This window comes from Enterococcus sp. 3G1_DIV0629, assembly GCF_002141285.1.
Lineage (GTDB): Bacteria > Bacillota > Bacilli > Lactobacillales > Enterococcaceae > Enterococcus_B > Enterococcus_B lactis.
In genome coordinates this window covers 275,258-288,964 of sequence record NZ_NGLI01000002.1, presented here as the reverse complement: position 1 = coordinate 288,964, position 13,707 = coordinate 275,258, and the positions used below count along the sequence as shown (strand labels likewise).

Here is a 13,707-nt window from a genome sequence, read left to right as displayed (position 1 = left end):
GGTCGTTATTGGGATGGCGCTTATGTGTGGTCAGTGTATGACGAAAAGAGAAAGCGATTCACTGTTTTCGATGCTAGGTTAGTGATGATTTGATTTTTTCAGACTAAAAATAAATAAAAATTTTGAAGAGGAAGGAGCCGCCCTTGGCGGCTCCTCTTTTACAGTTCTTCGTAAGTCAGGATAAGCGGTTAGGATATAATACTTTCGTTTTTTCCATACGATGTTGGGCATTCTTTGAATAATCACTTTGGCGTAATAGATCGAGTCGTATTGAATATGAGTGTCCTGATTTAATCTATAAAACCCCCACCCTAATGTTTTCCCAAGAGCGATTGATTTATACGATCGATAGATTACACGATTACCATCTTGTAAAGAACAATCACCTAGAGGTAACTTGATCGTACCCTCTAAGTATTTTTTATTGGCAGTATAGATCGCGCAGTTAATAAATATCAAAGCTTGTTCCGTAGTATGGAAGGCAGCGGAATAGGTTATGTCCTCCAATCGGGCTCGTAGGGCATCCTCAGACTGTCCCACATGCCGTTCCATCGTATGTCCTTTCCCGCCGTCTGCATACCATTCGTCATAGTACAAATCAAGAGGGGAATACCATTCGAATTCATCGTCATCACCGTCATCCCCTTTGAAGTTTTTGATTGCTTCAAGGACTCGAGCTAGACTCAACGCATTCCATGCAGCGCCCATTGCGCCTTCGACTAATGTTTTACCTGTACCATCTTCTACGATGTCTCCAGTTTCTTCATCTAATACACCTCTTCGTCCACCGATCGTGATCGAGTCATCTATTGGGATGGCTGCTTCACTGTAAGCAAAATCGATCGCTCCCCACTGGTATTCTGGAACGGCTACTCGAGTGTCAGCGTACACGAACTTTCCTGTTGCATCAAGGACAACCGTTTGTCCGTATAAGGTAGCGATTATACCAGAAGGATCGAAGCTCAATCCGTTTTCAGTCGGTGCCAAGACTTCCGCTAAGTTCTTTTGTATATCGGCAGTGCGTGTATGATAGGCTTGCGCCATTTGCTGAGCCGTCTGGACAGCGACTTCTCTTGAGGGTGTTTCGATCACCCCAAATTCAAAAGTGGTGTTTTGCTGGATATATTCCAGAAAGTCTTCTTGAGTCGCAATCTGGCTCATCAAGACAGACATCGGGACACTTAATTCGACTTCATGGACGAAGGAACCGTTGCTACCCCGATGGCCATAATTGTGACCGGAGATCGTTAGTAATGTTGTATCACTGCCGACTCGAGTTTCCATGACACGAACCATTTCCAGTAAGAAGAATTGATCTTCGATGAACATTCGATCAGCTACCGAGGCATCACGTCCGATTACGCCAGTTCGAGCGCTTTCAGTAAAAAGCGAACCATAAGAGATCAGTTTACGGAATGCCGGATGGTCATTGATCGAAAAGCGATAAGCACCATGATCCGTTGTTCCTGTCAAATATTCCCGCATCAATGCATGACTGGTCACGTCTTGCGCGTATCTTTTTTGCAGACCTTGCGAGAAATTATAGGTACTAGTAGTAGAATCGATCCCCGAAGTGGCAAAAGTGGCCAATTCTTGTTGCAGGGCAGGATTATTGGAAGATAATTCATACAAGCTCGCATTCGTTTTGAGTAAGTCTGCAGTGGCGACGCCTAAGGAGGAACCTAATTGGTAAAAACTATAACCAAGTCCTGCTCCTAGGATAGCAGAAACTACTGCAGCAGAAGCAGGGAGGGAAACCAATGCAGAACTTAATGTAGCACCAACAGCAGAAAAAGGAGAGAGAAAAGAGGAGAAACTGACGCCACCGGTTAAAGGAACCAATGCTGCGTTGTGCGGATCTGGTTCTTGGGTAGTGACAGGGATACGAGAGATAGACGGGAGTTCAGGAACAACTTCGGTCGTCGCATGTTGTTCTGCTTTAATCGTATACGTTTCTTGGGCGTGCGTTTGGACAGGCGTGGCAGCAAATGGCAGAAGTGTCAACACAACAAAAAACAAATGAGTGAGTTTTTTCATGTTTTCTCCTTTCAAGAACACGTGCGGCTGATCGACAAGGGGGTCTTTTGCACCTCCATTCATTCCTATTCACTTACACATTTAATTATTCTTGAAAAAACAAAAGAATACAAGGCGTAATAGAAAAAATCAATTTAAAAAAATGTTTTTTATATTATTGGTGTTTCCTTTGTGTATTCTCATGGAAGACAGTAGTTATGTCAAATAATCGTTTGTTTTGGACGCATAATCGTTCAAACAACTGATAAAGAAAAAGAAGGGATAGATTTATCTATTTTAATATTAACGTTATTTAATGTTTGCTTTTTTATTATGTAAAAATAACTTTATTTATAAAAAAGAGGTTGTGACTGAAGTGGTCCGCTTCAAGAAATAAGAAGGAATTGACGAAAATTGCTTCTCAAATTTTTGTAAAATTTCGGCTTATTTTTCGAAGAAGCTACTTCTGGAACACCGTTTATTCGGAAAAAAAGGTCTGTGACAAGACTTTTGTCACAGACCTTTTGCTTTTTATTGATCCTGCGATTACTCGCCGCAATTTTTGTGAGAGCTTTTTCGCAAACTCTTTCTTAAAAAGTGTTCAAGAGACAACCTCTTTTATCAATCCAATACTTCTTCTTTCTTAGCGAAACTCCAAATCAGGCCGATAACGAAACCGATAACTGCTGGCACGATCCATCCCATCCCCAATTTGAAAAACGGCAAGTAGCTTTCCGCAGCATGTAAAAGATTTTGAACGATAGGGGTTTGCTTAATAGATTCTGGGCAGGCATTCAACCCATCAAAAATCGAAGCAATCAATGTAAAATAGGTAGTCATCCGATAAACAGCTGTACGCTGCTTAAACAAAGGACCAACCAACACTAACAGAATCAATGTCATTGCTAATGGATAGATGAACATCAAAACAGGCAACGAAAATTGAATGATATTCGTCAAGCCTACATTTGCCGCTAAACAGGGAAGGACACTGGCAAGTGCAACAAAAAAGGCGTAATTTCTTTGCGGAAACAAATCCGTGAATGTTTCTGCAAAAGCTGTAATCAAACCAATACCAGTCTTCAAACAAGCTAATATAACGATGAATGCTAATAAGATACTACCATAAGTGCCTAAATAATGATCAGCAATCTGAGCCAGCGTGATTCCGCCATTTTCACTTAGAGCAAAGCTACCTAAGCTCATAGCACCTAAATAAGCGAGCAAAGTATAAATGATTCCCATCAATATAATGCTGATCGCACCAGATTTGATCGTGTCTTTAGCAATTTCAGCAGGTTTTGTTACACCCATGTTTTGGATCGTCGTAACGATGATAATCCCAAATGCTAAAGCAGCAAGCGCATCTAATGTGTTATATCCTTGAGTAAATCCTGTGAAAAAAGCATGGTCTTGGTAATTTGGCTGAATAGGCGCTTGATTGACAGAGCCTAATGGATTCAAAAAAGCAAGGAGAAGCAATGCCCCTAATAAAACCAAAAATGCAGGATTCAGGAATTTTCCAACATAATCTAATATCTTTGTCGGTTTTCTTGAAAACCACCAAGCCAGCCCAAAAAATACAATACTGAAAATTGCTAGATATAGCGTCTGTCTGCTAGGATCGATAAATGGTGCTAAACCAATCTCGAAAGATGTGGTTGCAAGGCGAGGTAAAGCAAAAAACGGTCCGATAACTAAGTAAAGCAAGATGGTAAAAACCATCGCATATGTTTGATTTATCCGTTTTGCTAATTCATATACACCTGAGCTTTTCGATACACCAATGGCAATCACCCCTAAGAAGGGAAGACCGATACCGGTAACCAAGAAACCTAGATTCGCCCAAAAGGTAGCAGCGCCTGCTTCTTGACCCAAATGAACGGGAAAGATAAGATTTCCAGCACCAAAAAATAGACCGAAAAGCATGGAGCCTATAAAAAGATAGTCTTTAAATGATAATTTTTTTGTCATACATAACTCCTTTACGGTTTTTTTAAAAGTAACAAAATTTCGAAAAATATGCAACAATTTTCAGAAAATTTCCTATATAAAACGATGGTTATTTAATAACATAAGTGATAAAATAAAAGCGCTGAATCATCTGAGGAGGAATCATCGTGACAAAGTCGAGATTAGAAGCATTTACTGATGGAGTAGTGGCCATCGTTTTGACAGTTCTTGTATTAGACATCAAGATTCCTGATCCATCTGGTTTTCATTCTTTGTGGGTCATCCGAAATACATTATTAGCTTATGCAATCAGTTTTATATTTGTTGCGGTAATTTGGGTGAACCATCATCGTATATTCCAGATGGCAGAACGCATCAATTACCGAGTGGTCTGGTCGAATATCTTTTGGCTCTTCTGGCTGACCTTATGTCCTTCCGTTACTAGTTGGGTCGGGCGTAACCCTGAAGCTTTTTGGCCTGAGATGGCTTATGTCTTAGTATACACGATGTGGAGTTTTTCTTTTGGTATATTGATGAGGCAAATCATGAAAGCAAATAAACCAGATTCCCATGTCGTGAGAGTTTTGTCAAAGGACCATCGAAGTTTTATCTCGATGTTTATTAACTTATGTTTGATTGCCGGTATCTTTTTTGTACCGATGATTGGGTTATTCGGACGTTTTTTCGTATCTGGTATTTGGATTTTTTCCTATAAAAAAGCAGATGCCTATTATCAGCGGTTGTTTCCGGGGAAATAAAAAGGCTGTGACAAAAATCTTGTCACAGCCCTTTTTCCGAATAAACGGTGTTCTCCTGCCAACTCCTCGGTAATAAGTCTAGCCAAACAAAACATATGGAGAGCTATTTTTTATTTGACTATTCTTATTACTTGATGCAGGACAGCTTTTTCACAACCTCTGATTCACGGTGTTCCAGAAGTAGCTTCTTTGAAATAAGCCGAAATTTCACAAAAATTTGAGAAGCAATTTTCGTCAATTCCTTCTTATTTCTTGAAGCTGACCACTTCTGTCACAACCTCTTTCTTACTTCTTACGTTCATATTTCATATGATAGATCAGTAATAGAAGCAAGAACCACACAGGTGTCAGTAATAAAGCGATTCTCGTATCTTTTCCTAGGAACAAGACGACACACACAAAGGCCATATAAAGAAAGACCAAATAATTACTTAATGGATACAGTGGCATTTTAAATGAATGTGCTTTTTTGCCGATGATACTTTTACGATATTTCATATGCGTGTAGACAAGCATACTCCAAATAAACAAGAAACAAGTAGTGGCAATACTGCTTACGAGTGTGAATACTTCACTAGGCATCACGTAATTCAAGATAACCGAAATGAAAATGACAATCGTAGAAAATGTCAAAGCATTCCCTGGAACATGATGTGTTGTTAACTTTTTGAATTTTTTAGGAGCACTTCCTTCTTGTGCTAAAGAACGAAGCATACGTCCTGTACTGTATATTGCGCTGTTGCAGGCAGAAGCTGCTGCACTTAATACGACTAGATTGATCAAGGATGCAGCAATTGTGATCCCAATTTCCGAAAATACCTCTACAAATGGACTATTATCTGGGTTCAAGCTATTCCATGGATAGATCGCCATAATGACAAAAAGAGAACCTAAGTAAAATAAGATGATCCTGATAGGAATATTATTGATAGCTTCCGGCAATACTTTTTCAGGATTTTCTGTTTCCCCAGCGACTAATCCAACTAATTCAATCCCAGCAAAAGCAAAGGTCACCATTTGGAAAGCCAAGATGAATCCTTTGGCACCAGTCGGAAAGAATCCGCCATGAGACCATAGATTCGTGATGCTGGCTGTGCCGATATCTGTCGTATAGTGGGTGAGGATCATATAAGCACCTACGAGGATAAAGGCGATGATCGCTACAACCTTGATCAAGGCAAACCAGAACTCTAACTCACCAAACAACGAGACAGCCACCATATTCAAGCAAAGAAGAAGACCTAATGCAATCAGTTCAGGAAGCCACTGAGGAACACCAGGTGCCCAGTAGCGTACATACATCCCAATGGCTGTTAAATCTGCCATTGCAATCGATACCCAGCAGAACCAATACGTCCAACCAGTGATGAAAGCCGCTTTTTTGCCAAGATATTCTGCAACAAAATCCAGAAAAGAATGGTTATTAGTATTTGATAACAGAAGTTCGCCTAACGCACGCATAATGAAAAAACAGATGCATCCAGTGATGAGATAGGCGAGCAATATCGAAGGGCCAGCTAGCTGGATAGACTTTCCGGAACCTAAAAACAGCCCCGTTCCAATCGCTCCACCAATAGAAATCAGTTGGACATGTCTATTTTTCAGTCCACGCTGCAGTTCTTGCTCTTCATTCATTTTTAAATCATCCTAACTAAAAAAGTTTAATTACTTCCATATTAAGAGAGTTTTCTGAAAAACACAACTAAGATTCCATAATTTTCAGAAATTTACCTTTTATGAGTAGGCGCAAAAAAAGAACTGCGGTAAATACCGCAGCTCTCTGTCCCAATCAGCTATTGATCCTAAGCATTTAAAATACGTGAAAGGAATTCTTTTGTACGTTCTTCTTTCGGATGGACAAAGATATCTTCTGGTGTACCTTCTTCTGCAATCACACCTTTATCCATAAAAATGACACGGTCAGATACATCTTTTGCAAATTCCATCTCATGCGTCACGATAAGCATCGTCAAGCCAGTATGTGCTAAGTCTTTGATCGTATTAAGCACTTCGCCAACCATTTCAGGGTCTAACGCCGAAGTAGGTTCATCGAATAACAATACATCTGGATTCATCGATAATGCCCGAGCAATTGCGACACGCTGCTTCTGCCCGCCAGACAATTGTGCTGGTTTAGCTTCGACATAACGATCCATACCAACTTTTTCCAGATTTTCGATTGCTACTTTTTTGGCAGTTTCTTTATCTCGTTTCAGGACAGTTGTTTGTCCAGACATACAGTTTTCCAAGACGTTCATATTATTGAAGAGATTGAAGGATTGGAAAACCATACCTAGATTCGTTCGATATTTAGGTAAATTATATTTAGGAGCTAATACATTTTCTCCATTATAAATGATCTCGCCGCCTGTCGGTTTTTCTAGTAAATTGATACAGCGCAAGAAAGTAGATTTACCAGAACCAGAAGAACCGATGATCGTCACAACTTCACCTTTGTTGACTGTCACGCTGATATCTTTCAATACTTCATTTTCACCGAAGCTTTTTCTTAGATGGTTGATTTCAATAATTTTTTCACTCATGATTCTTCCTCCTTATTCCTGCAAATTTGAATTGTCGATTTCTTCAAGCTTTGTGTAAGCAGAAGGTCCATCGATTTTCTTTTCTACCGCACGCAGGATTCTGGTGATCGTAAAGGTCATGACTAAGTAGATGATCCCGACGATCGTAAATGTTTGGAAGAATTGGAAATTCGCACCGGAAGCAGAGTTCCCTTGGAAGAACAAGTCAGCTACGCCGATTACACTTAAAACGGCTGTATCTTTGATATTGATAACAAATTCATTCCCCGTTGCCGGCAAGATATTCCGTAAAACTTGTGGAATAACAACTTTTCTCATCGTTTGGCCATGGGTCATACCAATGGCTTGCGCAGCTTCGAACTGTCCTTCATCTACTGCAAAAATTCCCCCACGGACGATCTCTGTCATGTAAGCTCCAGTATTGAGAGAGACGATAAACAAAGCGGCAATCGTTCGATTCAACGAAATACCAAAAGCGAGTGCCAGACCGTAGAAGATGACCATTGCTTGTACCATCATCGGTGTTCCGCGGAATATTTCGACATAGATAGAAAGAAGTGCATTTCCGATTTTTTGGAAGAAGCGAGTCAGTGCATTTCCTGATTCAGGTACCGAACGGAAGACTCCAATCAGTAATCCAAGTGTGGTACCGACAACTGTCCCGATCAATGCGATGAACAAGGTAAGTCCAGCACCTCGTAAGAACATATTGCCGTATTGTTTCCAAATCGTAGTGAAGTCAGAAATGATGCCGGGTTTTTCTTCGCTATCAGTTGCAGCAGGCTGATCTTTGACTGCTTGGTCCATGATTTTTGTTCGTTCATCGTTAGAGATGCCAGAAAGAATCTGGTTTACTTTTTGGATATCCGGGTCGCCTTTACGCATACCAACAGAAATCTGAACATCTTCCGGGTTGGTCTGGAAGCCATCTGCACCGCTGAATTCGAGCATTTCCAGGTCTTTGTTCACACTAGTTGCCGTTACACCTTCCGGACGTTCGCTGACATAACCATCGATCATTCCAGAAGCTAACGCTGTTCTCATGGCTGAGAAATTATCCATTGCTTGTTGTTTCTGAACATCCGGTATCTGATCGATCACAGTATAATGGAAGGTATTTAGCTGAGCAGTGATCTTTGCTCCAGAAAGATCTGCTAAACTTTTTGCCTTTGCGTATTTGCTATCTTTTTGGACTACTACTACTAATTGTGATTCATAATAAGGGTCGGTAAAATCAATTTCTTTTCGTCGTTCAGCAGTAGGGCTCATTCCGGCGATGATCGCATCAATCTTGCCTGATTGAAGGGCAGGAGCCAGACCATCCCATTTTGTTTGGACGATGACTAATTTTTTCCCTAAACCATCTGCTACTTTTTTAGCGATTTGAACATCATAACCGCCGGCGTAACTATTTTGGCCTTGGATTGGCAAGGCGTTATTCTCATCTGTTTGTTGAGACCAGTTGAAGGGTGCATACCCAGCCTCCATACCTACGCGAAACTCATCGCTCGGTGTTTTTTCATCTGCATTTGCCAGAGATCCCACACTGAATAGTGAGAAGACAAAAGCAAATAGTACGGCAACTGAAACCATATTTTTTTTCATTTTTTTCTCCCTTTCTGATTATATGATACACGAGCGGTCTAGATGAAATGCGGTAAAGCTTTATCTGAAAAAATAAAAAGCGACCAATTTATAGATATAAAAAGGCCGCTAAAATTCCATAAGGTGATAAACCTCTCACAAAACATAGCGCAACTTAGCATCACTGCTAAGACAGTCCGCAAGCTCTTAACTTGCGTCCCAACATACACTTCAAGCAAAAAAGTGTACATTTCGGCGATCCTCCCTATTCCTGCTTCTCCATGTTTGCTTCACTCCACAGGGTTAATGATTCTCGCGACCTCTACCTCATTGATTGAGGCATCTCGTATTCAGTTATTTATACAAAAAAAGTTTACGATACTCGAGAGGCTTTGTCAATCTATAACTGCTGTTTTTTGAAAAAATACTGATAAATATAGAAATCTTTACTTTTACCGAAAAAACAATCAAAATGTGAATCATCTATCCATTGCAAACGATAGTATAATTATACACAAAAATGTATGTAACACAATAAAAAAAGAACTGAAACAGAAAATTTCCTGCATCCAGTTCCACCTCGATTATTTAAGCAGCCGCTTTCTTTGGCTCGCGTCCTAGGATCGCTTGCAAAAGAACAACGACACCGTAAATGGCTAATATTAGATAAATCAAACTTGAGTATTGAGTGATTCCCCAGCCCCATGTTCGATAAACGGCTAATGTAATGGCTAAAACAATTGCGGCAATCACATTGAATAAAGCAAAAGCCCAAAGATTTCCGTTTTCTTTGCGTACAAGGTAAAAAACAGAGAAATAAACACTTAACGCTAACCAGGCGATGCAAGCCAGAATAACGCCCCAGTAAATAAAGAATGGTAACATATCGATTCACCTCACTTTTATACAGCAGTATTGTAACACGTTTTCATTCTTTTGTCAGTGAGGATTGTGATAAATTGTTCAAATGTACCTCACGCTTTTTTATTCCTATTTTTCACACTTTTCAACAATAAATTTGTTTGAGTATGGGCTATAATGGAAAGTGAGGTGACAAAACATGAAACAAGGAACAGTAGACGAAGCAGCAAAAGAGATATTGACTCATCAGAAAATCACGTTTTTGACCGGTGCTGGGGTATCCACACCTTCTGGAGTGCCAGATTATCGATCACTGACAGGAATCTACCACGGAATGGAACAGCCGGAATACTTGCTGAGTCATCAAGCAATGGTGAATGAACCAGATAAATTCTATCAATTTGTCAAAAAGATTTATCATCCTGAAGCAAAACCCAATATTATTCATTTAGAAATGGCACGTCTAGCGAAAGAAAAAAATGTCTGGGTCGTTTCGCAAAATATCGATGGGTTGCACGCAAAAGCTAAAAGCCCGCAACTCGTCAATTTTCATGGAAGTTTGTATCAATGTCATTGTCGAAAATGTAAGCAAACAGTAGACTGGAAAGAATATCTTCACAGCGACAAACATCAAGCATGCGGCGGACAAATACGCCCAAATATCGTGTTATATGGTGAAGGATTCCAAGATGAAGTCATTGAGCAGGCGGCTTATGCCGTCAGCCAAGCAGAGCTAGTCGTCATTGTTGGAACGAGTTTTCAAGTTCATCCATTTTGTGATCTGGTACAATTTCGCCAACCGTCAGCCAAAATTTTAGTAATCAATCAAACGCCTGTTTATTTAGCGGAACCTTATACGTTTATTCAGGAAGATGGAGCGGTTGTTTTCAAAAAAATACAAGAATTAGGAGTAGACTATGACTGAATTCAAAACAGAAAAAGAAAAAATGATTGCAGGCGAGCTTTATTTTGCCAATGATCCTGAGCTGGTTGCCGACCGTATGTTTGCAAGAAGTCAAAGCCAAATCATCAACCAAGCCGAATCAGCGGAACTGCGATCCCAATTGTTGAAAGAGACATTTGGTCGTACAGGAAAAAAAATCTATATGGAACCAGTTATCAATTTTGATTACGGATATAATATATTTGTCGGTGAGAATTTTTATGCAAATTTCAACTGTACATTTTTAGATGTCAGCACAATCGAAATCGGTGATAACTGCATGTTCGCTCCCAATGTCCAGCTGTATACGGCAACACATCCATTACATCCAGTGAAACGTAACAGTGGTTTGGAGTACGCAAAACCCATAAAAATCGGTGATAATGTTTGGTTAGGCGGAGGCGTTATCGTCACGCCGGGTGTCACACTAGGAAACAATGTAGTGGTCGGCGCAGGTTCTGTTGTGACCAAATCTTTCCCCGACAATGTAGTGATTGCAGGAAATCCTGCTCGTATCATCAAGACAGTAGAGGAAGAACCGTTAGAAGAGTCTCTTGAAACATTACGTCAAAAGATCGATACGATCGATCGAGAATTAGTTGCTTTATTAGAAAAAAGAATGGATACAGTAACTAAAATAGGACAAGTAAAAAAAGAAGGAAACCAGGCAGTTTATGATGAAAAAAGAGAGCAGCAAGTATTGGATAAAGTTGCTAAACTGCTGAAAAATAAGGGATACAAAGAAACAATAACAGACACATATGTTGATTTGATGAAACACTCGCGCGAATACCAAAACAAAATGAAGGAGGAATAAGTGTGATCGAAGGAGAGGCACGGCGAAAAAAAATCATGCAAACCTTGGCAAATACAGAAAAACCAGTGAGTGCTAGCAAGTTTGCGAAAACTTTTGGAGTCAGCCGTCAGATTATTGTCGGTGATATTGCTTTACTACGAGCAGCAGGTAAAAGTATCGTGGCAACAGCAAGAGGTTATATCCTTGAAACAGAAGAAACCAATACTGGACATATCAGTAAAATCGCTGTCCAGCATGGAAAAGATCAAACAGAAGAAGAGTTGAGACTCATCGTTGAAAATGGCGGTGAAATCATTGATGTGATCGTAGAACATCCGCTTTACGGTGAATTAACAGGTACGTTGCACATTAAAACGCCACAAGACATCGATTCATTTATGAGACGTTATCAAAAAAGCAATGCTTCTTTATTATCCGAACTCACAGGAGGAATCCATCTGCATACGATCCGCTACCCAGAAAAGCATATGCTGAAAACAATCAAGCAAAAACTAGCTGAAGCAGGTATCTTGTACGAAGGATAACAAGCTCCATAAAAAAATAACACCGAAGAACTGGCGAAATTCAAACGCCAGTTTTTTTATTTTCAAGAAAAAGCAGTTCTTTTTGTTTAAGTAAACTGTTCTATACTTTTTAACAAGTCAGAAAAAAGGAGATGTTCAAGATGGACACTGATAAACCAAAAGAACAAAAAATCAGCTTATATATTGACAAAGGATTGAAATTTGATCAGTACAAAGAAAAACATTACACTAAATATTTAACTGTTATAACAGATACTGTGTTTAAACATGCACCACAGATTTCTGATAAGAACATTCAACAGCAATTTTTTGAAAACTTTACGGCATATCTTTCCCCTGAAACAAAAGAATGGGCTTTATGGGATGATTTCCAAAAGGTCAGCAGAAAGTATGAAGAACTTAAATTAGAGAATATCTGTAAAAATCTGAATATAACTTTTGATAGTGCATCAATCGATTCTGAAAAGAAAAAATTCGATGATTATTTGTACAACTTGAGAGGACAAATAGCCGCGGAAGTAGCGAAAACAAGTCCGGTGGTTGAGCTGAACCTTTACTATGATCCAGAATTTTTACATGCAATGGAGGCAGTTGACGGTAGTGTGGGTGCTACTGAATTAATAAGCATCGTAGGAGAATGGCAAGAAAGTGTGTATAAGATGGAATGTAATATTGCTAATGGAGTGGAAGGAAGCTACTCTAGTCAAGTACTCCGATATGTATATCACAATAATGAAGGACTAGAGGGTAAAATTCATTTATATAAAGAAAACAATGAGTTTGTTGAAAAGATGCCTTGGGAAAGAGACGAAGATCTTGCTACAGTGTGGCAAAAGGAATGTCAAAAAATGTCTCTTACACTAGCTCCAACTCAAGTAGCTAAGAAGGAACCCACCCAACAACTAAAAGATCCATCTAATGAACAAAAACAGTCAGTGATCACTCGGCAACAAGAGGATTCTGATACAAAGGCAGAACGTGAGAAGTCACTGGAAAACATCGATTTTGTTCCATCAGAACAGACAAAGTCTTTTTCGAAAGAAAGAGATGAAAGCATAGAAAAAAAAGATGATAAAAAGATGTATATGGATAGAAACCCTGAATTATGGAAAACATGTGTCAAAAACTTTGGCATGGACCTAAGACCAGTGGAACAGTTGACTCAGCCAAAAGGGTTACATCCAGACAAGTCAGCGCAACTAACTGATTTAGCTTCTCGCCATCACCAAAAGTCGCTGTCAGATTTCATAACAGCAGCTAATGTACAACATAAAGCGGATGATCAATTAAACAATCGGCAACCAAATAGTCCAACAAAACAAAACGTGAGTATGAATACACGAACAGAAAAACCGTTGGTAAAAGTAGATTCTTGGGAAAATAGAGAGGGATTGAAGCAAGAGACAGATAAAAATCAAGGGAAGAAGCGAGTGGGACAGTTAATAAAGTCATGGGAAAATCGGCAAGACAGTAACTCAGGACAGGTTCTAGACAATCGCACCCAAACAACGGGCATAGCAACACTAAATCCAAGAAAACAGAGGTTAAACCAACTCCAAGAAGGCGCAACGAAACATAAAAGCTATCTTTCAGGAGATAAAAAACATATAATCCCCAATAAAAATTTATCTCTATCCAAGACACAGCCGTATGCTGAATATTGATTTTAGTAGTTTTGATTTCAGTCAGTGACGAAACATAAAAAAGG

General features: G+C 39.6%; 11 protein-coding genes and 1 riboswitch. Of the genes, 5 read left to right on the top strand and 6 right to left on the bottom strand.

The genetic code is table 11. The features are described 5' to 3' along the window. Positions 1-78 precede the first annotated feature (78 nt). Complete coding sequence (locus A5816_RS10135) at positions 79-2,100, bottom strand: RNase A-like domain-containing protein (protein ID WP_086311279.1); 2,022 nt, start codon at positions 2,098-2,100, stop codon at positions 79-81. A 537-nt stretch (positions 2,101-2,637) separates the two neighbouring features. After that, positions 2,638-3,990, bottom strand: coding sequence for a branched-chain amino acid transport system II carrier protein (gene brnQ, locus A5816_RS10130; RefSeq protein ID WP_086311278.1), 1,353 nt, complete (start codon positions 3,988-3,990; stop codon positions 2,638-2,640). 146 nt (positions 3,991-4,136) lie between these two features. On the opposite strand from brnQ, the gene A5816_RS10125 reads away from it, so the two are divergent. Next, positions 4,137-4,727 (top strand): TMEM175 family protein, encoded by a 591-nt coding sequence (locus tag A5816_RS10125; RefSeq protein ID WP_002315551.1) that lies wholly within the window; start codon positions 4,137-4,139, stop codon positions 4,725-4,727. 285 nt (positions 4,728-5,012) lie between these two features. Here A5816_RS10125 and A5816_RS10120 read toward each other — a convergent pair whose 3' ends face one another. From A5816_RS10120 to A5816_RS10100, 4 genes are all read right to left on the bottom strand, one after another. Beyond that, positions 5,013-6,362: an amino acid permease gene (locus A5816_RS10120; protein WP_002293445.1), complete on the bottom strand. Its 1,350-nt coding sequence runs from the start codon at positions 6,360-6,362 to the stop codon at positions 5,013-5,015. A gap of 167 nt (positions 6,363-6,529) precedes the next feature. After that, entirely contained in the window at positions 6,530-7,270 is a 741-nt protein-coding gene (locus tag A5816_RS10115) for an amino acid ABC transporter ATP-binding protein (protein WP_002293446.1), read from the bottom strand. A 12-nt stretch (positions 7,271-7,282) separates the two neighbouring features. Continuing rightward, entirely contained in the window at positions 7,283-8,875 is a 1,593-nt protein-coding gene (locus A5816_RS10110) for an ABC transporter permease subunit (protein ID WP_002373390.1), read from the bottom strand. A gap of 137 nt (positions 8,876-9,012) precedes the next feature. Next, a riboswitch (Lysine riboswitch) is annotated at positions 9,013-9,187 on the bottom strand. 255 nt (positions 9,188-9,442) lie between these two features. After that, entirely contained in the window at positions 9,443-9,739 is a 297-nt protein-coding gene (locus A5816_RS10100; RefSeq protein ID WP_002293448.1) for a hypothetical protein, read from the bottom strand. Positions 9,740-9,914: 175 nt separating this feature from the next. Between A5816_RS10100 and A5816_RS10095 the strand changes: the two genes are divergently transcribed. The 4 genes from A5816_RS10095 (at position 9,915) to A5816_RS10080 (ending at position 13,663) form a co-directional block, all read left to right on the top strand. Beyond that, positions 9,915-10,640, top strand: a complete 726-nt coding sequence (locus A5816_RS10095) for an NAD-dependent protein deacylase (protein ID WP_002315553.1) — start codon at positions 9,915-9,917, stop codon at positions 10,638-10,640. Further along, the gene (locus tag A5816_RS10090) at positions 10,633-11,475 is read left to right on the top strand and encodes a chorismate mutase (protein WP_002293450.1); all 843 of its coding nucleotides are present in this window, start codon (positions 10,633-10,635) and stop codon (positions 11,473-11,475) included. Before A5816_RS10095 ends, A5816_RS10090 begins: the two co-directional genes overlap by 8 nt. 2 nt (positions 11,476-11,477) lie before the next feature. Beyond that, positions 11,478-11,999 (top strand): transcription repressor NadR, encoded by a 522-nt coding sequence (locus A5816_RS10085; RefSeq protein WP_086311276.1) that lies wholly within the window; start codon positions 11,478-11,480, stop codon positions 11,997-11,999. Positions 12,000-12,139: 140 nt separating this feature from the next. Next, entirely contained in the window at positions 12,140-13,663 is a 1,524-nt protein-coding gene (locus tag A5816_RS10080) for a hypothetical protein (protein WP_086311275.1), read from the top strand. Positions 13,664-13,707: the final 44 nt, after the last annotated feature.